Annotated in this window: 29 protein-coding genes; 5 read left to right on the forward strand and 24 right to left on the reverse strand. The window is 75.0% G+C overall.

Features of this window, described 5'->3' with window-relative positions; all coding sequences use genetic code 11:
• Position 1 precedes the first annotated feature (1 nt).
• The 11 genes from ACI8AB_RS03905 to ACI8AB_RS03955 all read right to left on the reverse strand — a co-directional run bounded on the left by ACI8AB_RS03905 (position 2) and on the right by ACI8AB_RS03955 (position 10502).
• A complete protein-coding gene (locus tag ACI8AB_RS03905; protein ID WP_456949039.1) occupies positions 2-1222 on the reverse strand; it encodes an alpha/beta fold hydrolase in 1221 nt (406 codons plus the stop codon).
• Positions 1222-2352, reverse strand: coding sequence for an alanine racemase (gene alr, locus ACI8AB_RS03910; protein WP_456901385.1), 1131 nt, complete (start codon positions 2350-2352; stop codon positions 1222-1224). Before alr ends, ACI8AB_RS03905 begins: the two co-directional genes overlap by 1 nt.
• On the reverse strand, positions 2349-3803 hold the full coding sequence (locus tag ACI8AB_RS03915; RefSeq protein ID WP_456949040.1) for an NAD(P)H-hydrate dehydratase: 1455 nt from the start codon (positions 3801-3803) through the stop codon (positions 2349-2351). Before ACI8AB_RS03915 ends, alr begins: the two co-directional genes overlap by 4 nt.
• A complete protein-coding gene (locus ACI8AB_RS03920; RefSeq protein ID WP_456949041.1) occupies positions 3800-4192 on the reverse strand; it encodes a holo-ACP synthase in 393 nt (130 codons plus the stop codon). Before ACI8AB_RS03920 ends, ACI8AB_RS03915 begins: the two co-directional genes overlap by 4 nt.
• Before the next feature lie 120 nt (positions 4193-4312).
• Positions 4313-6187, reverse strand: a complete 1875-nt coding sequence (gene glmS / locus ACI8AB_RS03925) for a glutamine--fructose-6-phosphate transaminase (isomerizing) (protein WP_456949042.1) — start codon at positions 6185-6187, stop codon at positions 4313-4315.
• 88 nt (positions 6188-6275) lie between these two features.
• Positions 6276-7115, reverse strand: a complete 840-nt coding sequence (locus ACI8AB_RS03930; RefSeq protein WP_456949043.1) for a DUF427 domain-containing protein — start codon at positions 7113-7115, stop codon at positions 6276-6278.
• 69 nt (positions 7116-7184) lie between these two features.
• Positions 7185-8534 (reverse strand): phosphoglucosamine mutase, encoded by a 1350-nt coding sequence (glmM, locus tag ACI8AB_RS03935; RefSeq protein ID WP_456949044.1) that lies wholly within the window; start codon positions 8532-8534, stop codon positions 7185-7187.
• 11 nt (positions 8535-8545) lie between these two features.
• Positions 8546-8965, reverse strand: coding sequence for a 30S ribosomal protein S9 (rpsI, locus tag ACI8AB_RS03940; protein ID WP_387987691.1), 420 nt, complete (start codon positions 8963-8965; stop codon positions 8546-8548).
• Entirely contained in the window at positions 8962-9405 is a 444-nt protein-coding gene (gene rplM / locus ACI8AB_RS03945; protein ID WP_387987693.1) for a 50S ribosomal protein L13, read from the reverse strand. Before rplM ends, rpsI begins: the two co-directional genes overlap by 4 nt.
• Before the next feature lie 343 nt (positions 9406-9748).
• A complete protein-coding gene (locus ACI8AB_RS03950) occupies positions 9749-10234 on the reverse strand; it encodes a beta-class carbonic anhydrase (RefSeq protein WP_456949045.1) in 486 nt (161 codons plus the stop codon).
• A gap of 76 nt (positions 10235-10310) precedes the next feature.
• Complete coding sequence (locus ACI8AB_RS03955; RefSeq protein WP_456949046.1) at positions 10311-10502, reverse strand: hypothetical protein; 192 nt, start codon at positions 10500-10502, stop codon at positions 10311-10313.
• A gap of 60 nt (positions 10503-10562) precedes the next feature.
• Between ACI8AB_RS03955 and moeA the strand changes: the two genes are divergently transcribed.
• The 3 genes from moeA to ACI8AB_RS03970 are packed head-to-tail and all read left to right on the forward strand — an operon-like array spanning position 10563 to position 12720.
• On the forward strand, positions 10563-11756 hold the full coding sequence (moeA, locus tag ACI8AB_RS03960) for a molybdopterin molybdotransferase MoeA (protein WP_456949047.1): 1194 nt from the start codon (positions 10563-10565) through the stop codon (positions 11754-11756).
• Positions 11753-12220: a cyclic pyranopterin monophosphate synthase MoaC gene (gene moaC, locus ACI8AB_RS03965; protein WP_387987701.1), complete on the forward strand. Its 468-nt coding sequence runs from the start codon at positions 11753-11755 to the stop codon at positions 12218-12220. Before moeA ends, moaC begins: the two co-directional genes overlap by 4 nt.
• Complete coding sequence (locus tag ACI8AB_RS03970; protein ID WP_456949048.1) at positions 12217-12720, forward strand: MogA/MoaB family molybdenum cofactor biosynthesis protein; 504 nt, start codon at positions 12217-12219, stop codon at positions 12718-12720. The genes moaC and ACI8AB_RS03970 overlap by 4 nt, the downstream gene beginning before the upstream one ends.
• 100 nt (positions 12721-12820) lie before the next feature.
• Here the strand turns inward: ACI8AB_RS03970 and fdhD are convergent, their stop codons facing one another.
• Positions 12821-13651 (reverse strand): formate dehydrogenase accessory sulfurtransferase FdhD, encoded by an 831-nt coding sequence (gene fdhD, locus ACI8AB_RS03975; RefSeq protein WP_456949049.1) that lies wholly within the window; start codon positions 13649-13651, stop codon positions 12821-12823.
• Between the two features lie 41 nt (positions 13652-13692).
• On the opposite strand from fdhD, the gene mobA reads away from it, so the two are divergent.
• Together mobA and ACI8AB_RS03985 are read left to right on the forward strand one after the other, a co-directional pair.
• On the forward strand, positions 13693-14283 hold the full coding sequence (gene mobA, locus ACI8AB_RS03980; RefSeq protein ID WP_456949050.1) for a molybdenum cofactor guanylyltransferase: 591 nt from the start codon (positions 13693-13695) through the stop codon (positions 14281-14283).
• On the forward strand, positions 14280-14975 hold the full coding sequence (locus ACI8AB_RS03985; RefSeq protein ID WP_456949051.1) for an NAD(P)H-binding protein: 696 nt from the start codon (positions 14280-14282) through the stop codon (positions 14973-14975). Before mobA ends, ACI8AB_RS03985 begins: the two co-directional genes overlap by 4 nt.
• On the opposite strand, the gene truA is transcribed toward ACI8AB_RS03985, so the two are convergent.
• The 12 genes from truA to secY form a co-directional block, all read right to left on the reverse strand.
• On the reverse strand, positions 14972-15823 hold the full coding sequence (gene truA, locus ACI8AB_RS03990; RefSeq protein ID WP_456949149.1) for a tRNA pseudouridine(38-40) synthase TruA: 852 nt from the start codon (positions 15821-15823) through the stop codon (positions 14972-14974). The genes ACI8AB_RS03985 and truA overlap by 4 nt on opposite strands.
• 4 nt (positions 15824-15827) lie before the next feature.
• On the reverse strand, positions 15828-16205 hold the full coding sequence (locus tag ACI8AB_RS03995; RefSeq protein WP_456949052.1) for a hypothetical protein: 378 nt from the start codon (positions 16203-16205) through the stop codon (positions 15828-15830).
• Positions 16202-16819: a 50S ribosomal protein L17 gene (gene rplQ / locus ACI8AB_RS04000; protein WP_456949053.1), complete on the reverse strand. Its 618-nt coding sequence runs from the start codon at positions 16817-16819 to the stop codon at positions 16202-16204. The genes ACI8AB_RS03995 and rplQ overlap by 4 nt, the downstream gene beginning before the upstream one ends.
• Positions 16820-16966: 147 nt before the next feature.
• Positions 16967-18043 (reverse strand): DNA-directed RNA polymerase subunit alpha, encoded by a 1077-nt coding sequence (locus tag ACI8AB_RS04005; RefSeq protein ID WP_387987713.1) that lies wholly within the window; start codon positions 18041-18043, stop codon positions 16967-16969.
• Positions 18044-18201: 158 nt separating this feature from the next.
• Positions 18202-18828: a 30S ribosomal protein S4 gene (rpsD, locus tag ACI8AB_RS04010; protein WP_089402122.1), complete on the reverse strand. Its 627-nt coding sequence runs from the start codon at positions 18826-18828 to the stop codon at positions 18202-18204.
• A 35-nt stretch (positions 18829-18863) separates the two neighbouring features.
• Positions 18864-19271, reverse strand: coding sequence for a 30S ribosomal protein S11 (gene rpsK, locus ACI8AB_RS04015; protein WP_012950456.1), 408 nt, complete (start codon positions 19269-19271; stop codon positions 18864-18866).
• A 95-nt stretch (positions 19272-19366) separates the two neighbouring features.
• Entirely contained in the window at positions 19367-19747 is a 381-nt protein-coding gene (rpsM, locus tag ACI8AB_RS04020) for a 30S ribosomal protein S13 (protein ID WP_089402121.1), read from the reverse strand.
• 15 nt (positions 19748-19762) lie between these two features.
• Positions 19763-19876 (reverse strand): 50S ribosomal protein L36, encoded by a 114-nt coding sequence (rpmJ, locus tag ACI8AB_RS04025; RefSeq protein ID WP_012950458.1) that lies wholly within the window; start codon positions 19874-19876, stop codon positions 19763-19765.
• Between the two features lie 73 nt (positions 19877-19949).
• Complete coding sequence (gene infA / locus ACI8AB_RS04030; protein WP_012950459.1) at positions 19950-20171, reverse strand: translation initiation factor IF-1; 222 nt, start codon at positions 20169-20171, stop codon at positions 19950-19952.
• A gap of 313 nt (positions 20172-20484) precedes the next feature.
• Complete coding sequence (gene map / locus ACI8AB_RS04035) at positions 20485-21288, reverse strand: type I methionyl aminopeptidase (protein WP_456949054.1); 804 nt, start codon at positions 21286-21288, stop codon at positions 20485-20487.
• Positions 21289-21358: 70 nt separating this feature from the next.
• Positions 21359-21967 carry an adenylate kinase gene (locus ACI8AB_RS04040; protein ID WP_456949055.1) on the reverse strand — a complete coding sequence of 203 codons (609 nt, stop codon included), beginning with the start codon at positions 21965-21967 and terminating at the stop codon, positions 21359-21361.
• On the reverse strand, positions 21967-23277 hold the full coding sequence (gene secY, locus ACI8AB_RS04045) for a preprotein translocase subunit SecY (protein WP_387987721.1): 1311 nt from the start codon (positions 23275-23277) through the stop codon (positions 21967-21969). The genes ACI8AB_RS04040 and secY overlap by 1 nt, the downstream gene beginning before the upstream one ends.
• Positions 23278-23455 lie beyond the last annotated feature (178 nt).

Genomic DNA, 23455 nt, shown 5'->3' on the forward strand with positions numbered 1-23455 from the left:
CTCAGTCCCGGACGGGCACCCCGGCGGCGACGCGGCGCAGCAGGCCGGACAGCGCCCGGGTGACCTCCTCGGGCCGCTCCAGCGGGACCAGGTGCCCGGCGTCCGGCACGACGACGTACTCGACCATCGGGCCCTCGCCGCCCAGCAGCTCCACGAGGGTGTCGCTGTGCGCCCTCGGGATCATCTTGTCCGCGTCACCGGTGAGCACCAGCGTCGGCACGCTGCGCAGCGGCTGCAGCGCGCCGGTCTCGTCGAGGCCGGCCAGCGCCGGGTAGAACTCCGCGATCACGTCGACCGGCGTGCCGCCGATCATCGCGTCCACGTAGCGGCCCAGCCGCGGGTCGACGTCGGTGGAGGAGAACGACAGCGACCAGGTGGCCGCGGAGACGACGTCGGCGGCCAGCCGGCGGGTGCGCTCGGCGAACGCCGGCCGGCGGCGCATCGTCCAGGCCGCGACCGGCAGCACCGCGGCACGCAGGCGGGTGAGGAACTCGGGCAAGCCGAAGTCGAGGTCGGCCAGGTTGCCGCTCGACGTCGACACCAGGGCCGCGCCGACGACCTTGGTGCCGAACAGCTCCGGGTGCAGTTCGGCCAGGCCCATGACGGTCATGCCGCCCATGGAGTGGCCGACGAGCACGACCGGGCCCTCGGGCACCCGGGTCTCGACGACGGCGGCGAGGTCGCGGGCCAGCTGCTCGATCGTCGAGTTCTCGGCCGGGCCCCGGGTGGAGCCCCCGTGGCCGCGCTGGTCGTAGAACACCAGCCGGGCCGCGGGGCGGTGCCCGTTGGCGGTGGCCAGCTGGGCGCCCAGCGACCGCCGCTGGAACGTCCACGACGCCATCGACAGCGTGTAGCCGTGCACGAAGACGACGGTCAGCGGCGCGTCGAGCGGGCCGACCTCCTCCACCGCCAGCAGCACGCCGTCGTCGGCCTGGACCAGCGCGGTGCGGTCGGCCCGGCGGGAGGCCGGGCCGAGCGGGTCGTCCTCCCGCAGCTCGGCGGCGGTGGCGCCCTCCGGCAGCGCCCCGGCGGGGCTCAGCCGCTCCGCGCGCACCCGCCGGGTGGCGATCCGGGCGACGGCCACGCCGACGGCGGTGGTCGCCGCCGCCAGGCCGACGACGGCCCCGGCGACCCCGGCGGCCGGGTGGCGCTCCAGCGCCCCGGCGACACCGGACCGCGCCGGGGCGGCCGCGCGCCGCACCGGTCCCCTGCTGCGTGCCATCAGACCGCCCCCGCGGACCCGACGTGCCGGCGGGTGAACCGCCCGCCGACCCGGGTGACCAGCTCGTAGTGGATGGTGTCGACCGCGTCGGCCCACTGCTGCGCGGTGGGCTCGCCCCGGTCGCCGGGACCCCAGAGGACCACCTCGTCGCCCGGCGCCACGGCGGCGTCGCCGACGTCGAGCACGAACTGGTCCATGCACACCCGCCCGGCGATGGTGCGCTGGGCGCCGCCGGCGAGCACCGGCGCCCGGTTGCCCGCCGCCCGCGGCACCCCGTCGGCGTACCCGACCGGCACGAGCGCGAGCGTGGTCTCGGTCACCGGCGAGTAGGTGTGGCCGTAGGAGACCCCGACGCCCGCGGGCACCCGCTTGGTCAGCGCGACCCGCGCGCGCACGGTCATCGCGGGCCGCAGGCCGTGGACCGCCGGGTCGCCGCCGAGCGGGTCCAGGCCGTAGAGGGCGACGCCGGGTCGGACCATGTCGTACCAGGTGTCCGGCAGCGCCACGGTGGCCGCGGAGTTGGCGAGGTGCCGGCGCCCGTCCAGCCCGGCCCCGCGGGCGAGGTCCACGGCCTCGTCGAACACCCGCACCTGGGCGCCGATCGTCGGGTGGGTCGGCGCGTCGGCGTAGGCCATGTGGCTCCACAGCCCCACGACCTCGACCTCGCCGTCGGCCTGCGCGCGGGCGGCCGCGGCGACCAGGCCCGGCCAGTCGGCCGTCGTGGCGCCCTCGCGGGACAGGCCGGTGTCGGCGAACAGGTGCAGCCGCGCGGCCCGGCCGGTGGCGCGGGCGGCGGCGACCACCTCGGCCAGCCCCCACTCCGCGTTCACCGACAGCTCGACGTCGGCCTCCAGCGCCGGGGCGAAGTCGGTGCCGGGGGTGTGCAGCCAGGCCAGCAGCGGCGCGGTCACCCCCGCGGCACGCAGCGCCAGCGCCTCCTCCAGCACGGCGACGCCGAGCGCGTCGGCACCACCGGCCAGCACCGCCCGGGCCGCGGGCACCAGCCCGTGCCCGTATCCGTCGGCCTTGACCACCGCCATCAGCGGCCGGCCGACCCGCTCGCGCAGCACGGCGGTGTTCGCCGCGATCGCGTCGAGGTCGACGACCACCTCGGCCCGGGGTTCGCTCACACCCCCGAGTCTCGCAGGCCGGTGCCGCGCACCCGGCCCACCGTCTCGGAGAGCCGCCGCACCAGGTCGCCGGCGACCAGCGGCCCGGTCTCGGCGGCGACCTGACCGGCGCGGCCGTGCAGGTGCGCGGCCGCCGCCGCGGTCTCCGCGGCCGGGGTGCCGGTGGCCAGCAGGGCGCCGAGGATCCCCGAGAGCACGTCCCCGGTGCCGGCGGTGGCCATCTCCGGGGTGCCGGTGCCGTTGACGAACGCGGTCCCGCCCGGGTCCGCGACGACGGTGGCGCTGCCCTTGAGCAGCACGACCGCGCCGAGGTCCGCGGCCAGCCGGCGGGCGCTGCCGACCCGGTCGGCGCCGACCGCGACGCCGAAGCGCTCGAACTCGCGGTCGTGCGGGGTGAGCACGGTGGGCGCGGCCCGGCGGCGGACGAGGTCCGGCTCGCGGGCGGCCATCGTCAGCGCGTCGGCGTCGACCACCACCGGCAGGTCGGTGGCCAGCACCTCGGCGAGCACGCTGCGGGCGTCGTCGTCGGTGCCCGTGCCGGGGCCGACCACCCAGGCCTGCACGCGGCCGGCGTCGCCGGGGCGACCCGCGGTGACGATCGCCTCGGGCCAGGCGGCGCGCACGCCCTCGGCCGCGGTGCCCGCGTAGCGGACCAGCCCCGGCCGGGTGCGCAGCGCCGCCCCGGCGCACAGCACCCCGGCGCCGGGGTAGGTGACCGAGCCGGCCACGATCCCGACGACGCCGCGGGAGTACTTGTCGTCGACGTCGCCGGGCGGCTGCAGGTGCGCGGCGACGTCGTCGTCGGTGAGCTGGTGCGCGCGCGCCGGGGCCAGGTGCGGGCCCAGGCCGATGTCGACCAGGTGCACCGTGCCGGCGTACCCGCGGCCCTCGCCGACGACGAGCCCGGGCTTCACCGCGCCGAAGGTGACCGTGTGGACGGCGGCGAACGCGGCGCCCTCGACCGCGCCGGTGTCGGCGTCCACGCCGCTCGGCACGTCGACGGCGACGGTGGTGCCCGGCCCGGTGGCGGCGCGGTCGGCCAGCCGGGCGGCGTCCGGCCGCAGCCCGCCGCGGCCGCCGATGCCGACGATCCCGTCGAGGACGAGGTCGGCGCGGTCCAGCCCGTCGGGTCCGTCGGGCCCGGTGGTGCGTCCGCCGGCGCGGCGCAGGGCCGCCAGACCGGCGGGGTGGGCGCGGTCCGGGGCGAGCAGCACGGCGGTCACCCGGGCGCCGCGGGCGGCCAGCCGCGCGCCGGCGAACAGCGCGTCGCCGCCGTTGTTGCCGCCGCCGGCGAGGACGGTGACCCGCGCGCCGTGCGCCCGGCCGAGCAGCCGCAGGCAGACGGTGGCCAGGCCGGTCGCCGCCCGCTGCATGAGCGCGCCCTCGCGGGTGCGGGCGAGCAGCACGTCCTCGGCGGCGCGGACCTCCGCGACGGTGGACAGCCCGATCACGGCGCCCCCTCCCGCCCGGCCCCGCCCTCGGCGACGACCACGGCCGACGCGATGCCGCCGTCGTGGCTGAGCGACAGGTGCCAGCCGCTGATGCCGAGGTCCGCGGCCCGCTTCGCGACCGTGCCGCGCACCTCCAGGTGCGGGCGGCCGCGCTCGCCGACCATGACCTCGACGTCGTGCCAGCGCAGCGAACCGGGCGCGCCGAGGGACTTGGCGACCGCCTCCTTGGCGGCGAACCGCGCGGCCAGCGACTCCGCGGTGCGGGGGCTGCCGGACGGCGTGGTCTGCTCGTCCGCGGTGAACAGCCGGTCCCGCAGCCCGGGGGTGCGCTCCAGCGACTCGGCGAAACGGGTCACGGGGACCACGTCGATCCCGACCCCGACGATCACCGGGCCAGTCTGCCGTGCGCCCGCCGGACGCGCCGTCCTGGCTCACCGTCACGCGTCCTGGCTCACCGCCGACGGCGAGCCAGGACGCAGCACGATCAGCTCACCTGATCGTGCACGAGCTCACTCGACGGTGACGCTCTTGGCCAGGTTGCGGGGCTGGTCGACGTCGAAGCCGCGCGTGTCGGCGATCTCGCAGGCGAGGATCTGCAGCGGCACCGTGGTCACCACCGGGGCGAGCAGGGTGGGCGTGCGCGGCACCCGGATCAGGTGGTCGGCGTAGGGGACGACGTCGTCGTCGCCCTCCTCGGCGATGACGATGGTGCGCGCCCCGCGGGCCCGGATCTCCTGGATGTTGGAGACGACCTTGCCGTGGAGCAGGCTGCGCCCGGCCGGCGACGGCGCGATGACCACCACCGGCGTGCCCTCGTCGATGACCGCGATCGGGCCGTGCTTGAGCTCGCCGGCCGCGAAGCCCTCGGCGTGGATGTAGGCCAGCTCCTTGAGCTTGAGCGCGCCCTCCAGCGCCACCGGGAAGCCCACGTGTCGGCCGAGGAACAGGACCGTGTCCGCGCCGGCCAGCGACCGGCCCAGCTCCCGCACCGGCTCCATCTGGGTCAGCACCTGCTCGACCGCCTCGGGCAGCCGCTGCAGCTGCTGGACGATCGAGCCGACCTCGTCGGCGTACTTGATGCCGCGCACCTGGGCGAGGAACAGGCCCACCAGGTAGCAGGCGACGATCTGCGCCAGGAACGCCTTGGTCGAGGCGACGGCGATCTCCGGGCCGGCGTGGGTGTACAGCACGGCGTCGGACTCGCGCGGGATCGTCGAGCCGTTCACGTTGCAGATGGCCAGCACGCGGGCCTTCTGCTCCTTGGCGTGCCGCAGCGCCATGAGGGTGTCCATCGTCTCGCCGGACTGGCTGATGACGACGACCAGCGTGGAGCGGTCGAGCACCGGGTCGCGGTAGCGGAACTCGCTGGCCACCTCGACCTCGACCGGGATGCGGGTCCAGTGCTCGATGGCGTACTTGGCGATCAGCCCGGCGTGGTAGCTGGTGCCGCAGGAGACGACGAAGACCTTGTCGACGTCGCGCAGGTCCTGGTCGGACAGCCGCACCTCGTCGAGGAGCAGCTCGCCGTCGTCGCCAAGGCGCCCCCGCAGGGTGTCGGCGACCGCCTGCGGCTGCTCGGCGATCTCCTTGAGCATGAACCAGTCGTGGCCGCCCTTCTCGGCGGCCGCGGCGTCCCAGTCGACGGTGTAGGCGGCGGGCTCGGCGGGCGCGCCCTCGAAGTCGGTGACGGTCAGGCCGCGGGTGCGGTCGATCTCGACGACCTGGTCCTGGCCGAGCTCGCGGGCCTCGCGGGTGTGCGCGATGAACGCGGCGACGTCGGAGCCGAGGAAGTACTCGCCGTCGCCGACGCCGACCACCAGCGGGCTGTTGCGGCGGGAGGCCACCAGCGTGTCGGGCTCGTCGGCGTGCGCCGCGACGAGGGTGAACGCGCCCTCCAGCCGGCGGCTGACCAGGCGCATCGCCTCGGCGAACCGGCCCGGGCCCGCGGGCAGCTCCGCGTAGGCGGCGGCCAGCAGGTGCGCCACGACCTCGGTGTCGGTCTCCGAGCGCATCTCGGCGCCGGCGGCCTCGCACTCGGCGCGCAGGTGCGCGAAGTTCTCGATGATCCCGTTGTGGATGACCGCGACCCGGCCGTCGGCCGCCAGGTGCGGGTGGGCGTTGCGGTCGGTCGGGCCGCCGTGCGTGGCCCAGCGGGTGTGCCCGATGCCCAGCGTCGACTCCGGCAGCGGGTCGTCGGCCAGGACCTTCTCCAGGTTGGCCAGCTTGCCCGCCTTCTTGGCCGACGCCAGCTCTCCGGAGCCGTCGCCGTCCACCCGGACGGCGACGCCCGCGGAGTCGTATCCGCGGTACTCGAGCCGGCGCAGGCCCTCCAGGACGACGTCCAGGGCGTTCTGGGGGCCGACGTAACCCACGATGCCGCACATGTGTATCGAGGCTACCGGGGAAGGGGGACCGATCCGTCCCCCTGCGGTGTGAGATGCGGAGCCCGTCCCACCCGCCCCACCGGGCCGGTCAGGACCAGGGCGTCACCGGGCGCGGGCGGGGCACGCCGTCGACGGCCACGTCGAAGCGCTCGTCGAAGAAGCACAGCAGCCCGCGCAGCCCGGCCGCGTCGGGCAGCGGGTCCCGGTAGCTCCACACCGCGTCCGGGACCAGCCCGTCGCCGATCCGCACCGACCAGTACTCCGCCTGACCCTTGTACGCGCACCAGGTGCGGGTCTCGCTGGGCACCAGGTCGGCGACGACGTCCTCGGCCGGCAGGTACCAGCGCACCGGCAGCAGGGTCTCGAACACCAGCCGCGGCCGGGAGGAGGCCGCCAGCAGCTGCCCGCCGGCCGACACCCGCACCGACCGCGAGCCGGCGCGGACGTCGACCCGGTGGAACGGGTCGCGCGGGTGCCCGTGCAGCGGCTCGTCCTCCTCGTACCAGGCGTCGCAGCCGTCGAAGTCCAGGACGACGTAGCCGGCCAGCGCCGGGTCCGCCGGGCAGAACCCCTCGACGACGCGGTCGCTGCCCGGTACCCGCACCGCCACCGGCTCCCCCGGCGTGCTGCGCACGGAGAACGGGACCCGGGGATCGAGCACGCGCAGCTCGGTCACGTCGGGGACGGCGAAGCCGGTGCCCGCCGGGACGTCCGGGGGCGGGGCCGGGGCGGGCGCGAGGGTCCCGCGCAGGTCCTCGCGCGGGACGGCGTACGCGGGCACCACCCGCCGCGGCTCCCACACGAGCAGCGCCCGGTCGGTGAGCGCGACGACGACGCCGTCGGCCTCGGCCCGCACCCGTTTGGCGGTGGGCTCGTACCGGAGCCGGCCGACGGCCCCGCCGACCAGGTCGCGCATCCGCACGGTCATCGCGTCCTCCCGCCGGGCCGGTGGGCGCCATGCTCGTCCCGGGGCGGCGCCCCGGTCCAGCCCCGGCGGTCAGTCGACGGCGGCGACGACCGCGGCCAGCCGGGAGGCGATCGCGTCGGCGAGCTCCTGGGTGGGCGCCTCGACCATCACGCGCACGAGCTGCTCGGTGCCGGAGGGCCGCAGCAGCACCCGGCCGTCGTCCCCGAGCTCGGCCTCGGCGGCGTTGACCGCGCCGCCCACGGCCTCGCTCTCCACGACCCGGATGCGGTCGCGGACCGGGACGTTGACCAGGGTCTGCGGGAGCCGGCGCACCACCGAGGCCAGCTCGGCGAGCGAGGCGCCGGTGGCGGCCATGCGGGACAGCAGCGACAGGCCGGTGAGCAGGCCGTCGCCGGTGGTGGCGTGGTCGAGGAAGACCAGGTGGCCGCTCTGCTCCCCGCCGAGGCTGAGCCCCTGCTCGCGCAGCGCCTCGAGGACGTAGCGGTCGCCGACGGCGGTGGTGTGCACCGCGATGCCAGCGTCGCGCATCGTGTGGTGGAAGCCGAGGTTGCTCATCACCGTGGCGACGACGGTGTCCCGGGCCAGCTCGCCGCGCTCCTTGAGCGCCAGCGCGCAGACGGCGAGGATCGCGTCGCCGTCGACCACCCGGCCGTCGGCGGTGACCGCGAGGCAGCGGTCGGCGTCGCCGTCGTGCGCGATGCCGAGGTCCGCGCCGGTCTCGCGGACGGCGTCGGTCAGCGGGCCCAGGTGGGTGGAGCCGATGCCGTCGTTGATGTTCCAGCCGTCGGGCTCGCCGCCGATGACGGTGACCTCGGCGCCGGCGCGGCGGTAGACGTCGGGGGCGACGGTGGCGGCCGAGCCGTGCGCGCAGTCGACGACCAGGCGCAGGCCGGACACCGACGCCGGGAGCGTCGACAGCAGGTGCTTGGCGTAGTCCTCGACGGCGCCGGGCAGGTCGCGGACCCGGCCGATGCCGGCGCCGGTCGGGCGGTGGCCGTCGGTGCTCCGGCGGGAGGTGGCGAGGGTGCTCTCGATCGCCGCCTCGACCGCGTCGGGCAGCTTGTGGCCGCCGCGGCTGAACAGCTTGATGCCGTTGTCGGGCATCGGGTTGTGGCTCGCCGAGATCATGACGCCGAGGTCGGCGCCGGTCTCGGCGGTGAGGAACGCGACGGCCGGGGTGGGGAGCACGCCCACGCGCAGCACCTCGGCACCCGCGCTCGCGAGGCCCGCCACGACGGCGGCCTCGAGCATCTCCCCGCTGGCGCGGGGGTCACGCCCGACGACCGCGACGGGACGCGAGGTCCCGTCGCGGTCGGCGAGCACGTTGGCGGCGGCACGCGCCACCGACAGGGCCAACTCCGGCGTGAGGTCGGCGTTGGCCCGACCCCGGACGCCGTCGGTCCCGAAGAGGCGACCCACGGCGGTGCCGGTCAGCGCTTCGAGTACTGAGGAGCCTTGCGGGCCTTCTTGAGGCCGTACTTCTTGCGCTCCTTGACCCGCGCGTCGCGGGTGAGGAAGCCGGCCTTCTTGAGGGCCGGGCGGTCCTCGGCCTCGACCTCGATGAGGGCGCGGGCGATCGCCAGGCGCAGCGCGCCGGCCTGGCCGGTGACGCCGCCGCCCTTGAGGATGCCGACGACGTCGTACTGCTCGGCCTTCTCGAGGGTCACGAACGGCTCGCGGATGAGCTGCTGGTGCACCTTGTTCGGGAAGTACTGCTCGAGGCTGCGGCCGTTCAGGCGGAACTGGCCGGTGCCGGGCACGAGGCGCACCCGGACGACGGCCTCCTTGCGCCGGCCGACGGTCTGGACCGGGCGCCCCTCGGCGTCGGTCACGGTGAGGGGGGAGGTCACTGGGCCACCTGCTTGATCTCGAACGTCTGGGGCTGCTGGGCGGCGTGCGGGTGCTCGGGGCCCGCGTACACCTTCAGCTTCTTGATCATCTGCCGGCCGAGGCTGTTGTGCGGCAGCATGCCCTTCACCGCGCGCTCGACGACGCGGTCGGGGTGGGTGCGCAGCTGGTCGCCGACGTTGATCGCGCGCAGGCCGCCCGGGTAGCCGGAGTGCCGGTAGGCGGTCTTCTGGTCGCGCTTGGAGCCGGTGAGGGCGATCTTGTTCGCGTTCACGACGACGACGAAGTCACCGACGTCGACGTGCGGGGCGAACTGGGGCTTGTGCTTGCCGCGCAGCAGGGTCGCGACCTGGCTGGCGAGTCGACCGAGCACCACGTCGGTGGCGTCGATGACGTGCCAGGCGCGGGTGACCTCGCCGGGCTTGGGTGAGTACGTGCGCACGGCGCTCGTGTCCTCCGTCGTCGTCGGGGTGGCTGGTGGGATCGCCTCACCGAGGACGGGAGACGCCGACGGCGCGCGCGCACCAGCCGGCGGCCGCGCACCAGCCGACGACGATACCAGCCGGATGACGTGCTGGAACGGCCCCGTCAGGGACGGGGTCCTCCCCCAGCCGGTGCCGAGGTCGCGCTGGGCCGGCAGCGGCCGGTCCGGCGCGGCCGGCAGCACCGCCCCGGCCACCGCGGCACCCGGCCGCCGTCCCCGTGTCCCCGTCACGGTCGGGAGGCCAGTGTGGCGTCTGCGCAGGTCGCACACCCGGGGACGCAGGCACCCGGCCGGTCGGGAGTCAGCCGACCCGGCGCAGCAGCCCGGTCTCGACGTCGTAGACGGTGCCGCAGATCTCCTTGGACAGCAGGAACGGGCTCTCCCGCAGCAGCCGGATCGACTCGCGGACGTCCTCGTCGACGTCGGTGAACGCGCGCGCGGGCCACGGCGGCCGGACGCCGGTGGCCTGCTCGACCAGGTCGGCGAACGAGGCGTCGTCGGTCTTCTGCAGGCCGCAGTCGGTGTGGTGCACCAGCACGATCTCGCGCGTGCCGAGCACGTGCTGGGAGATGGTCAGCGAGCGGATGGTGTCCTCGGTGACCACGCCGCCGGCGTTGCGGATGACGTGCGCGTCGCCCACGGCCAGGCCGAGCAGCGGGAACAGCGGCATGCGCGAGTCCATGCAGGCGACGACGGCGACCCTGCGCGCCGGGGCCACCGGCAGCACGCCCCGGAAGTCGCGGGCCCACTCCTCGTTGGCGGCCAGCATCCGCTCGTACTCGGCCACGTGGGCGCTCCTCTCGTGTGGTCAGGCAGTGGAAGCTCTCCGCACGCCTCGGGCGCGCGGACGTGGGGACAGCTTCCTACGCCGCCACCACGCGCTCGCGGGCGACCTGGCCGGCGAGCGCCGCCGGGGAGAGGTCCGGGCGGCCGCCGAGCACCTCGATCCGGCGGAGCACCTCCGCCGAGCCGCCCGCGGACGGCAGCCGCCCGACCTGCAGCACCGGGTCCCGCCCGGCCTGCCCGAGCACGACGACGTCGGTCGTGCCGCCCACGCTGCCCGCGCCCCCGGGCACCCGCCAGCCGGGCCGGGGCCCATCCGCCAGGATGACCGCGTGCGCACGGTCGAGAAACACCAGGCGGTGGTTGCCGCCCTGCTCGCCCCGCTCGGGGAGGAGGAGGTGCCGCTGGCCGCGGCGCACGGCCGGGTCCTCGCCCGCGACGTCGTCGCGGAGGTGCCGCTGCCCGGCTTCGACAACTCGGCGATGGACGGCTACGCCGCCCGCTCCGCCGAGCTCGGCGCGCTCCCCGCCCGGCTGCCGGTGGCCGACGACGTCCCGGCCGGCCGCACCGACGTCGTCCCCCTGGCGCCGGGCACCGTGCAGCGGATCATGACCGGCGCGCTGCTGCCCCCGTGCGCCGACGTCGTCGTCCCCGTGGAGCTCACCGACGCGGCCACCGACGTCGTCGAGATCCGCGACGCCCCCGCCGCCGGCACCCACCTGCGCCGCGCCGGGGAGGACATCACCGCCGGCACCGTCGCGCTGGAGGCCGGCAGCCCGCTGGGCGCCGCGCAGCTCGGCCTGGCCGCCGCGGTGGGCGCCCGGACGCTGTGGGTGCGCCGCCGCCCGCGGGTGCTGGTGCTGTCCACCGGCAGCGAGCTCGTCGAGCCGGGCGAGCCGCTGCTGCCCGGTCAGGTGTACGAGTCCAACTCGCTGCTGCTGTGCGCGGCCGTCGAGGACGCCGGGGGCACCGCGCGGCGGCTGCACTTCGTGCCCGACGACGTCGACCAGTTCCTCGCCACCGTCCGCGCCGAGCTGGCCGACGCCGACCTGCTGGTCACCAGCGGCGGGGTCAGCGCGGGCGCCTACGAGGTGGTCAAGGACGCGTTCCGCACCCTCGGCACGGTCGAGTTCGTCAAGGTCGCGATGCAGCCGGGCGGCCCGCAGGGCTGCGGCACGGTCGACGGCGTCCCCGTGGTCACGCTGCCCGGCAACCCGGTGAGCTCGTTCGTGTCCTTCGAGGTGTTCGTCCGCCCGGCGCTGCGCCGGGCGCTCGGGCACGCCGCGCCCGGCCGGCTGCGCGCGCCCGCGGTGCTCACCGCGCCGCTGCGCTCCCCCGCCGGGCGGCGGCAGTTCCTCCGCGGCCGCTACGACGCCGGCCGCGTCTCCCAGGTCGGCGGGCCCGGCTCGCACCTGGTCGCCCACCTGGCCCGGGCCAACTGCCTGGTCGTCGTGCCCGAGGACGTCACCGAGCTGCCCGCGGGCGCCGAGGTCGACGTCGTCCTGATCGAGGGAGCCCTGCAGTGAGCGAGCTGACGCACGTCGACGAGAAGGGCGCCGCCCGGATGGTCGACGTCTCCGCCAAGCCGGTGACCGCCCGCGAGGCCACCGCCGCCGGCCGGGTGCTGGTCAGCCCCGAGGTGGTGGCGCTGCTGCGCGGGGAGGGCGTGCCCAAGGGCGACGCCGTCGCCGTCGCGCGGATCGCCGGCATCGCCGGGGCCAAGCGGACGCCGGACCTCGTGCCGCTGTGCCACCCGATCGCGCTGCACGGCGTGACGGTCGACGTCGAGGTCACTGACGACGCCGTGGAGATCACCGCCACCGCCCGCACCGCCGACCGCACCGGCGTGGAGATGGAGGCGCTGACCTCGGTCGCCGTCGCCGGGCTGACGGTGATCGACATGGTCAAGGCCGTGGACCCGCGGGCCTCGATCACCGACGTGCGGCTGCTGGCCAAGTCCGGCGGCAAGAGCGGCGAGTGGCGGCGGTGAGCGAGCTCCCCGAGGACGCCCGCGCCGTCGTCGTCACCGCGTCCAACCGCGCCTCGGCCGGGGTCTACGAGGACCGCAGCGGGCAGGCGCTGGCCGAGGGGCTGCGGGCGCTCGGGTTCGCCGTCGAGGGGCCGCACGTGCGCCCCGACGACGTCGGCGCGCTGGCCGCCGTCCTCCGCGAGGCGGTGGCCTCCGGTGCCGACGTCGTCCTCACCACCGGCGGCACCGGGCTCTCCCCCACCGACGTCACGCCCGAGGCCACCCGCGCGGTGGTCGAGCGGGAGGCGCCCGGGCTGGCCGAGGCGGTGCGCCGCCACGGGGAGGGGAAGGTGCCGACCTCGGTGCTGTCCCGGGGCATCGCCGGCACCGCGGGGCGGACGCTGGTCGTGAACCTGCCCGGCTCCCCCGGCGGCGTGCGCGACGGGCTCGCCGTCCTCGGCCCGCTGCTCCCCCACGTGGTCAGCCAGCTCCGCGGCGGCGACCACCCCCGCGGTGGCTGATCGGCCTCGACGTCGTCCCCTGACCGGCCGCGTCGACGAGCGTGTGCGTACGCGCGGTGTTCCTCGGCCCGAGAACCGGCGTGGGCGCACACGCTCGCCGTCAGTCGGGCAGGACGATGCGCTCCTGGCGGGTGTAGACGTTGCAGCCGTCGCCGCGGAGGAAGCCGACCAGCGTGATGCCGACCTCGGCGGCCAGCTCCACCGCCAGCGACGACGGCGCCGACACCGCGGCGAGCACCGGGACGCCGGCCATCGCCGCCTTCTGCGTCAGCTCGAAGCTGGCCCGGCCGCTGACCATGAGCACGTGCCCGGCCAGCGGCATCCGGCCGGCGCGCAGCGCGTCGCCGACCACCTTGTCCACCGCGTTGTGCCGGCCGACGTCCTCGCGCAGCGCCACCAGCTCGCCGTCGGCGGTGAACAGCCCCGCGGCGTGCAGGCCGCCGGTCTTGGTGAACACCTCCTGCGCCGCGCGCAGCCGGTCGGGCAGCGCCAGCAGCGTGGCCAGCTCCAGCCGGGTGCCGTCACCGGCGACGTCGTACCGCGTGCGGGTGCGGATCGCGTCGATGCTCGCCTTGCCGCAGACGCCGCACGAGCTCGAGGTGAGGAAGTTGCGGTCCAGCGCGGTGTCCGGCGGCTCCACGCCCGGCGCCAGGTCGACGTCGACGACGTTGTAGGTGTTGCGGCCCTCGGCGTCCACCGAGTCGCAGTAGCGCAGCCCGGCGACGTCCTCGACGCCGCCGATGACGCCCTCGGTGGCCAGGAAGCCGTGCACCAGGTCGAAGTCCGCGCCGGGCGTGCGCATGGTGACCGCCAGGGGCGACCCGGCCAGCCGGATCTCCAGGGGCTCCTCGGCGGCCACCGTGTCGGGCCGGGTGGTGCGCACGGGGCCCCGGATGCGCAGCACGGGGGTGCGGCTGGTGACTCGTCCCACGAACGGCGACGGTACCCATCCGCGGCCCCTACGGTCGGACCGTGACCGCGCCGGACCCGCTCCAGCCCTACGCGGCGGTGGTCCTGGCCGGCGGCCGCGCGGCCCGGCTGGGCGGGCAGGCCAAGCCGCAGCTGGAGGTGGGCGGCCGCACGATGCTCGCCGCCGTCCTCGCCGCGGTCCCCGACGCCGCGTCGCGGGTCGTCGTCGGGCCGCCGCAGCCGGTCCCCGCCGGCGTCCGCGTCGTCCGCGAGCGGCCGCCCGGCGGCGGGCCGGTGGCCGCGATGCGCGCGGGGCTCGCCGTCGTCGACACCGCGGTGGTCGCCGTCCTCGCCGGCGACCTGCCGTTCGTGACCCCCGGGCTGCTCCGCGACCTGCGGGCGCGGCTGACCGCCGACGGCGTCCTGGTCGTCGACGACGCCGGCCGCGACCAGTACCTGCTCGGCGTCTGGCGGACCGCGGCCCTCCGGGCGGCCGTGGCCGGCGCGGACGGCCCGGTGCCGGTCCGCCGGGTGGTCGCCCGGCTGACGGTCACCCGCTGGTCCCCCGCCCGGGAGCCGGGCACCCCGCCGCCGTGGACCGACTGCGACACCCCCGCCGACCTCGCCCGGGCCCGCAGGGACGCCGGCGGGTGACCGCCCCGGCCGCCGGGTACGGCCCGCGCATGCGCGTCGTCATCGCCGGTGCCCACGGTCAGGTCGCCCGCCGCCTCGGCCGGCTGCTCACCGGGCGCGGGGACACCGTCGTCGGCATCGTCCGCAACCCCGACCACACCGCCGACCTCGAGGCCGACGGCGTCACGCCCGCGGTGCTGGACCTCGAGTCCGCCTCGGTCGACGACGTCGCGGAGGTCGTCCGCGGCGCCGACGCCGTCGTGTTCGCCGCGGGCGCCGGCCCGGGCAGCGGCGCGGAGCGCAAGCACACCGTCGACCACGGCGCCGCGGTCCTGCTGGCCGACGCCGCCGAGCGCGCCGGCGTCCGCCCCTACCTGCTGGTGTCCTCGATGGGCGTCGAGCAGGCCCGGCAGGGGACGCCGAGGGGCATGGGCCCGGTGTTCGCCGTCTACCTGCAGGCGAAGCTGCGCGCCGAGGACGTCATCCTGCCGCGCCCCGCGCTGGACACCGTGATCGTGCGGCCCGGGCGGCTGACCGACGAGCCCGGCACCGGCCGGGTCACCCTCGCCCACGGCGTCGAGTACGGCGAGGTCCCCCGCGATGACGTCGCCGCGGTCCTGCTGGCCTTCCTCGACTCCGGCAAGACGAACGAGGTGGTGGAGCTGGTGTCCGGCGACACCCCCGTCGCCGACGCCGTGGCCGCCCTCCCCTAGTCGCGCCGGGCGCGGGTGACCAGCGCGCGGGCGGCGAGGTCGGCGTCGGCCGGGTAGTCGACCCGTACCAGCGTGAGCCCCCCGGGCGGGGCGACGACGACCTCGCCCGCCCGCTCCCGGCGGTCGAGCAGGCCGGCCGGCCACTCCGGCGCCCGGCGCCCCTCCCCGACGGCGACCAGCGCGCCGACGAGGCTGCGCACCATCGAGTGGCAGAAGGCGTCCGCGGAGGCCCTGACGGTCACCAGGTCGCCGTCGCGGGCCGCGGCCAGCTCCAGCAGCGTCCGGACGGTCGTGGCGCCCTCGCGGCGGCGGCAGAAGGCGGCGAAGTCGTGCTCGCCGGTCACGAGGCGGGCGGCGGCGTCCATGGCGGCGGCGTCGAGCCGGCGGGGCCAGCCGACGGTGTCCGCCCGGCGCAGCGGCGGGGGTCCGGCGTCGCTGTCGGTGAGCCGGTAGACGTAGTGCCGCGCGAGGGCGCCGAAGCGGGCGTCGAACCCGGGCGGCGCCTCCGTCACGGCGGGCACCGCGACGTCCGGCGGCAGCAGGCCGCGCAGCCGGCGGACGAGGCGCTCGCGCTGCTCCTCCCAGGCGGCGCGCGGGACGTCGGCGTGCGCGACCTGTCCGGTGGCGTGCACGCCGGCGTCGGTGCGGCCGGCGACGGTCAGCTCGACCGGCGCGCGCAGCGCGGTGGCCAGCGCGGACTCCAGCTCGCCCTGCACGGTGCGCCGGCCGGGCTGGCGCGCCCAGCCGGAGAAGTCCGTCCCGTCGTAGGCGACGGACAGCCGGAGACGGACGAGCCCGCCCCCGGGATCGGGGGCGGGCTCGTCGCGGTGGTGCGCGGTGTTCAGCAGCGGGTCACTTCGGGTCGGGCGCGGACTCGCCGCCGGGGGCGTGGGTGCCCGCGGTCGCGGCGTCCCCGATCTCCGCGGCCTCGATCTCCGCGGCCGCCGCGGCGGCCACGTCCGGGGACAGCACCGGGTCCTCGACCACGGCCAGGTTCTCGGCCCTGGGCTCGGGGGTGACGTCGCCGTCGTCCTGGCGCTCGCCGTCCGGGTTGTAGAGGTCGGTCACGACCTCCTGCGCCTCGGCGTCGACCTCACCGGAGGTCACGGCCGGCGAGGTGTCGCCACCGGGACCGGTGGTCTCGCCCTCGAACGTCGCGCCCTGGTCGCCGCCGCCGGCGGAGACCCCGGCCGCGCCGGCGTCGCCGCCCTGGCCCGGCTGCTCGGTCACCTGGCGCCGTCCGCGTCCCCGGCCGGGGCCTCGGCGTCCGCGGCGACGGCGGTGTCGTCGGCGTCGCTCGCCTCGGCGTCGGTGACCTCGGCCTCGGTCGCGTCGACGTCCGCGGCCTCGGTGGTGTCCTCGTCGGCCGCGGCGGTCTCGACGGCGTCCGCGGTGACCTCACCGGAGGCGGCGGCCGCGCCGGCGCCGGCGGCGAAGCGGGTGCCGCGGGCGCGCTCGGCCTCACCGACGGCCTGCTGGGCCACGGTCAGCGCCTCGACGAGCTCGATGACGGCCATGGGGGCGTTGTCGCCCTTGCGCGGGCCGACCTTGGTGATGCGGGTGTAGCCGCCGGGCCGGTTCTCGAAGCGCGGGCCGATCTCGGCGAACAGGTGGTGGACGACGTCCTTGTCCCGGATGACCGTCATCACCTGGCGGCGCGCGTGCAGGTCACCGCGCTTGGCGAAGGTGACCAGCTTCTCGGCGAACGGGCGCAGCCGCTTCGCCTTCGCCTCGGTGGTGGTGATCCGCCCGTGCTCGAACAGCGACGTGGCCAGGTTGGCCAGCATCAGCCGCTCGTGCGAGGGGGACCCGCCGAGACGGGGGCCCTTGGTGGGGGTGGGCATGTCGGTCCTTCCTCACGCGGCCGGGCGGGCGTCTGCCGGCTGCATCCGGGTGGTGCTGTCGCTTTCGTCAGTGTGGCGGGCCTGCGCACGGCGGGCCCACGCGGTCCGGCCGGGCGGCGGTCGTCCCGCCGCCCGGCCGGTGCAGCGTCAGAGCTGCTCGGTCTCCTGGTAGGAGCCGTCGTCGTACTGGACCTGCCCGTACTCGGTGCCGTACTCGCCGTGGCCCTGGTAGGCGTCGGTCTCGTAGCCCTCGTCGTAGCTCTCGACCGAGGTCGGGATGAACCCGGGCGGGCTGTCCTTGAGCGCCAGGCCCATGGCCGCCAGCTTCATCTTGACCTCGTCGATCGACTTGGCCCCGAAGTTGCGGATGTCGAGCAGGTCGGCCTCCGAGCGGGTGACCAGCTCACCGACGGTGTGCACGCCCTCGCGCTTGAGGCAGTTGTAGGACCGGACGGTGAGGTCCATGTCCTCGATCGGCATCGAGAAGTTCGCGATGTCGGCGGCCTCGGCCGGGCTGGGCCCGACCTCGATGCCCTCGGCGTCGACGTTCAGCTCGCGCAGCAGGCCGAACAGCTCGACCAGCGTGGAGCCGGCGGAGGCGATGGCGTCGCGCGGCGCGATCGAGGGCTTGGTCTCGACGTCGACCACGAGGCGGTCGAAGTCGGTGCGCTGCTCGACGCGGGTGGCCTCGACGGCGTAGGTGACCTTGAGGACCGGCGAGTAGATCGAGTCGACCGGGATGCGGCCGATCTCCTGGCCGGGCTGCTTGTTCTGCGGCGCCGGGACGTACCCGCGGCCCCGCTCGACGACCAGCTCGATCTCGAGGCGGCCCTTGCCGTTGAGGGTGGCGATGTGCAGGTCGGGGTTGTGCACCTCGACACCGGCCGGGGGCGCGATGTCGGCGGCGGTGACCTCACCGGGGCCCTGCTTGCGCAGGTACATGGTCACCGGCTCGTCGGAGTCGGAGCTGACGACCAGGCCCTTGAGGTTGAGGATGATCTCGGTGACGTCCTCCTTGACCCCGGGCACGGTCGTGAACTCGTGCAGGGTGCCCTCGATCCGGATGCTGGTGACGGCAGCGCCGGGGATCGAGGACAGGAGGGTGCGGCGCAGCGAGTTGCCGAGGGTGTAGCCGAAGCCGGGCTCCAGCGGCTCGATGACGAACCGCGAGCGCTGCTCGGTGAGGGTCTCCTCGGTCAGCGTCGGACGCTGTGCGATGAGCATCGTGTGTTCTCCCTTGGGTCCTCCGGCGCCCGCCATATGACGCCGTGAGGGGGTGGTGCGGGCCCCGGCGGACATCGGTCCGCCCGCCGGGGCCGTCGGCCCCTCTGCAGGGTCCCGCCGCGAGCGTGCGAGCGGTGGGGGCAGAGGGGTCCTTCTGCTTACTTGGAGTAGAGCTCGACGATCAGCTGCTCCTGCACCGGGGTGTCGATCACCTGGCGGGCCGGGACGCTGTGCACGACGGCGCGCAGCTGGCCGCTGATGACCTCCAGCCACGGCGGCACGGGGCGCTCGCCGGCGCGGGCCTGGGCGATCTCGAAGGGCACCATCCGCCGCGACTTCTCGGCGACCTCGATGATGTCGTTCGCGCTGACCCGGTAGGACGGGATGTCGACCTTGCGGCCGTTCACCCGGATGTGGCCGTGCTTGACCAGCTGGCGGGCCATGTCGCGGCTCTCGCCCCAGCCGGCCCGGTACACGACGTTGTCCAGGCGGGACTCGAGGATCTGCAGCAGGACCTCACCGGTCTTGCCGGTCTTGCGGTTGGCCTCCTCGTAGTAGCCGCGGAACTGCTTCTCGAGGACGCCGTAGATGCGGCGGGCCTTCTGCTTCTCGCGCAGCTGCAGGAGGTACTCGCTGTCCTTGCTGCGGCCCCGGCCGTGCTCGCCCGGCGGGTAGGGCCGGATCTCGATCGGGCACTTCGGGGACTCGCACTTGCTGCCCTTGAGGAACAGCTTCATCTTCTCGCGCCGGCACATGCGGCAGTCGGCTCCGGCGTAACGGGCCACGTCAGGTACTCCTCGTTCTTCTCGTCAGTGGCCGGTCAGACCCGGCGGCGCTTCTTGGGGCGGCAGCCGTTGTGCGGCTGCGGCGTCACGTCCTGGATCTGCCCCACCTCGAGGCCGGTGGCCTGCAGCGAGCGGATCGCGGTCTCGCGGCCCGAGCCCGGGCCCTTCACGAAGACGTCGACCTTGCGCATGCCGTGCTCCTGGGCCTTGCGCGCGGCGTTCTCGGCGGCCATCTGGGCGGCGAACGGCGTCGACTTGCGCGAGCCCTTGAAGCCGACGTGGCCGGCCGAGGCCCAGCTGATCACGTTGCCCGTCGGGTCGGTGATCGACACGATCGTGTTGTTGAACGTGCTCTTGATGTGAGCGGCGCCGTGGGCGACGTTCTTCTTCTCCTTGCGGCGGACCTTCTTGGCACCGGCCGCGGCGCGAGCCCTGGGAGGCATGTCTCTCCGGATTCCTTCTGACGTATGGCCTGGAAACACACGCGCAGCCCGCCGCTCCCGCCCTCCCGGGTCGCCGCGACGGGCCGCTGCGCGGCTTACTTCTTGCCGGCCTTCTTCTTGCCGGCGATGGTCTTGCGCGGGCCCTTGCTCGAGCGCGCGTTGGTGCGGGTGCGCTGACCGTGCACCGGGAGGCCACGGCGGTGCCGCAGGCCCTGGTAGGCACCAATCTCGATCTTGCGACGGATGTCCGCGGCCACCTCGCGGCGGAGGTCACCCTCGACGCGGAAGTGCTCGTCGATGTAGTCGCGCAGCTTCAGCAGGTCCTCGTCGCCGAGGTCCTTGACGCGCAGGTCCGGGCTGACGCCGGTCGCCGCCAGGGTCTCCTTGGCGTGCGCCTTGCCGATCCCGTAGATGTAGGTGAGCGCGATCTCCATCCGCTTCTCGCGGGGCAGGTCGACGCCGGCCAGTCGTGCCATGTCTCAGGTACTCCCTCAGCCCTGCCGCTGCTTGTGGCGGGCGTTGTCGCAGATGACCATGACCCGGCCGTGCCGGCGGATCACCTTGCACTTGTCGCAGATCTTCTTCACCGACGGCTGGACCTTCACCGGTGCCGCCCCTCATTCCTGTCGATCGATGGCCGCCCACGCGGCACCCGGAGGTGCCCTGCGCCGGCGGCGGTCACTTGTAGCGGTAGACGATGCGACCGCGGGTCAGGTCGTAGGGCGAGAGCTCCACGACGACGCGGTCCTCGGGCAGGATGCGGATGTAGTGCTGGCGCATCTTGCCGCTGATGTGGGCGAGCACCCGGTGCCCGTTCTGCAGCTCGACCCGGAACATCGCGTTGGGCAGCGGCTCGACGACGCGACCCTCGACCTCGATGGCCCCGTCCTTCTTCGCCATGCCCGACACGGCCTCCCTGACTCGGTGGTGCTGGTTGGTGTGGTGCTGGAGTCGCATGCGACCGTGCCGGATGCCGGCCGGGTCGAACGCGGTGGTTGCAGACCAGGTGGTGCAGGCGCTCCCGCGAGGGCGTCCCGGGTCGTGCGGCCACAGCACGACGACAGGACGGCGCGAACGCCGTCGTTCACTGTACCCCGCTGCAGCGGGGCGCTCCAACCCGGCCTCTGTCACAACGGAACACCCCGGGCGGGCCGCCGGCCCCTCACGCGGAGTCCCGCCACGAGCCTGCGAGCGGTGGGGCGAGGAGCCCTGCTCAGGTGCGCGGGGTGATCCCGAAGGGGGCCAGCCCCGCGACGCCGCCGTCCTCCGCCGTCAGGACCCAGGGCCCCTCGGGGGTGATGGCGACGGTGTGCTCGAAGTGGGCGGCCCGGGAGCCGTCCTTGGTGACCACGGTCCAGCCGTCCTCGAGCTCGGCGGTGGCCGGGTCGCCCACGGTCACCATGGGCTCGATCGCCAGTGCCAGGCCGGGCACCAGCCGCGGGCCGCGACCGGGCCGGCCGTAGTTGAGGACGTGCGGGTCCTGGTGCATCTCGGTGCCGATGCCGTGCCCGCCGTAGTGGTCGACGATCCCGTACGGGTGGGCCTCGGCGGTGACGACCTGCTCGACGGCGGAGCTGATGTCGGTCAGCCGGCCACCGGCCACGGCCCTCGCCAGCCCGGCCCACATCGACCGCTCGGTGACGTCGATGAGCGCGGCGTCCTCGGCCGACGGCGGACCGACGGTCACCGTGACCGCCGAGTCGCCGTGCCAGCCGTCGAGGATGGCGCCGCAGTCGATGGAGATGTTGTCGCCCAGGGCGAGGGTGCGCTCCGGGTCCGGGATGCCGTGCACGACCTCGTCGTTGATCGACGCGCAGATGCTGCCGGTGAAGCCGTGGTAGCCGAGGAACGACGGGATCGCCCCGGACGACCGGATGACGTCCTCGGCGATCGCGTCGAGCTCCCCGGTGGTCACCCCCGGGCGGACCGCGGCGCGGACGGCGGCGATCGCCTTGGCGACGACGAGCCCGGCGCCGCGCATGAGCTCGATCTCGTGCGGTGTCTTGATCTGGATCATGCGTCCACTCCACTTCGCCAGCAGCGGGAGGCGGGTCAGGATCCCGGCCGACATGGGCGGCGCCGTCCCCTCAGCTGTCGCTCGGCTGCCCGGGCTGGACGGGCCGGCCCAGGGCGGTCATCACCCGGGCGGTGACCTCCTCGATGGTGCCGATCGCGTGGATGCGCGACAGCAACCCCTCGCCGTCGTAGAACCCGGACAGCGGGGCGGTCTGTTCCCGGTAGACCTGGAGGCGGTGCCGCACGGTCTCGGGCCTGTCGTCGTCGCGCTGCACCCACTCGCCGTCGACGAGCATCCGGCGGCCGGAGAGCCGGCGCACCAGCTCCTCCTCCTCGACGACCAGCTCGACGACGCGGTCGAGCCCGTGCCCGAGCTCCTCGAGCGAGCCGCGCAGCTGCTCGGCCTGGGCGATCGTGCGGGGGAAGCCGTCGAGCAGGAACCCGGCCTTGGCGTCGGGCTCGGCGAGCCGGTCCTTGACCATCGCGACGGTGATCTCGTCCGGGACCAGGTCGCCGGCGTCCATGTAGACCTTGGCCTTGCGGCCGAGCTCGGTCTGCCCGCTGACGTTGGCGCGGAAGATGTCGCCCGTCGAGATGGCAGGCACCCCGAGCTGGCCGGCGATGATCTGGGCCTGGGTCCCCTTGCCGGCTCCCGGCGGGCCCAGCAGCACGATGCGCACTACTTCAGGAACCCTTCGTAGTTGCGCTGGTTGAGCTGCGTCTCGATCTGCTTCACGGTCTCCAAGCCCACTCCCACCATGATCAGCACTGCGGTCCCGCCGAACGGGAAGTTCTGGTTCGCCCCCTGCTGCGTGATCGACAGGAAGAAGTTCGGCAGCACCGCGACGATCCCCAGGTAGATCGACCCGGGCAGGGTGATCCGGGACAGCACGTACTGCAGGTACTCCGCCGTCGGCCGGCCCGGGCGGATGCCGGGGATGAAGCCGCCGTAGCGCTTCATGTCGTCGGCCCGCTCCTCGGGGTTGAACGTGATCGACACGTAGAAGTACGTGAAGAACACGATCAGGCCGAAGTAGAGCGCGACGTGCACCGGGCTGCTCTGGTCGATGACGTAGTTCTCGAAGAACTGCCGGACCGGGCCGGTCTCGTCACCCTGGAGCTGGGTGATCAGCTGCGGGAGGTACAGCAGCGACGAGGCGAAGATGACCGGGATGACGCCGGCCTGGTTCACCTTGAGCGGGAGGTAGGTCGAGGTGCCGCCGTACATGCGGCGGCCGACCATGCGCTTGGCGTACTGGACCGGGATGCGCCGTTGCGCCTGCTCGACGTAGACGACGGCCCCGATGATCAGCAGGGCGAAGGCGCAGACGACGGCGAAGACGACGCCGCCGCGGGTCTGCAGGATCGAGCCGCCCTCGGCGGGGATGCGGGCCGCGATCGAGGTGAAGATCAGCACGGACATGCCGTTGCCGATCCCCTTCTCGGTGAGCAGCTCACCGAGCCACATGATCACCGCGGTGCCGGCGGTCAGGGCGACCACGAGGACGACCGTCGTCCAGATGCTGTCCGACGGGATGATGTCCTGCTGGCAGCCGGGGAACAGCTGGCCGCTGCGGGCCAGGGCGATGATCCCGGTGCTCTGCAGGATCGCCAGGGCGATCGTCAGGTAGCGGGTGTACTGGGTCAGCTTCTGCTGGCCCGACTGCCCCTCCTTCTTCAGCTGCTCGAACCGCGGGATCACCACGACCAGCAGCTGCACGATGATGCTGGCGGTGATGTACGGCATGATCCCCAGCGCGAAGATCGACAGCCGGAGCAGCGCCCCGCCGGAGAACAGGTTCACCAGCGAGTAGACGTCGCGCTGGCTGCCCGCCTGCGCCTGCTCGAGACAGCTGTTGATGGCCTCGACGGAGACCCCCGGGCCGGGCACCGAGGCGCCCAGCCGGTACACGGCGATGATCGCCAGGGAGAACAGCAACTTGCGCCGGAGGTCTGGCGTCCGGAACGCCGCGGCGAACGCCTGCAGCACGTGCCCTCCCCTGCTCGGTCGGATGAGGTTAGCAACGACGGGGGTCGCGCCGGTCACACCCTCCCTCACCGGTGGCACACCGGCGGGCGGGGCGGGCGACTCCCCGGGGCCCGGACGCGGGGGCGCGCGGGCCGGACAGCAGACGACCCCCGGGGCGATGGGGCACCCGGGGGTCGTC

Source organism: Geodermatophilus sp. SYSU D00698 (assembly GCF_054050335.1).

Excerpts from the sequence above, each read along its gene's own strand:
- ACI8AB_RS03905 (WP_456949039.1), bottom strand. The coding sequence starts at position 1,222 with ATGGCACGCAGCAGGGGACCGGTGCGGCGCGCGGCCGCCCCGGCGCGG.
- glmS (WP_456949042.1), bottom strand. The coding sequence starts at position 6,187 with ATGTGCGGCATCGTGGGTTACGTCGGCCCCCAGAACGCCCTGGACGTC.
- ACI8AB_RS03930 (WP_456949043.1), bottom strand. The coding sequence starts at position 7,115 with ATGACCGTGCGGATGCGCGACCTGGTCGGCGGGGCCGTCGGCCGGCTC.
- rplQ (WP_456949053.1), bottom strand. The coding sequence starts at position 16,819 with ATGCCCACCCCCACCAAGGGCCCCCGTCTCGGCGGGTCCCCCTCGCAC.
- ACI8AB_RS04005 (WP_387987713.1), bottom strand. The coding sequence starts at position 18,043 with ATGCTCATCGCACAGCGTCCGACGCTGACCGAGGAGACCCTCACCGAG.
- rpsK (WP_012950456.1), bottom strand. The coding sequence starts at position 19,271 with ATGCCTCCCAGGGCTCGCGCCGCGGCCGGTGCCAAGAAGGTCCGCCGC.
- rpsM (WP_089402121.1), bottom strand. The coding sequence starts at position 19,747 with ATGGCACGACTGGCCGGCGTCGACCTGCCCCGCGAGAAGCGGATGGAG.
- infA (WP_012950459.1), bottom strand. The coding sequence starts at position 20,171 with ATGGCGAAGAAGGACGGGGCCATCGAGGTCGAGGGTCGCGTCGTCGAG.
- map (WP_456949054.1), bottom strand. The coding sequence starts at position 21,288 with ATGATCCAGATCAAGACACCGCACGAGATCGAGCTCATGCGCGGCGCC.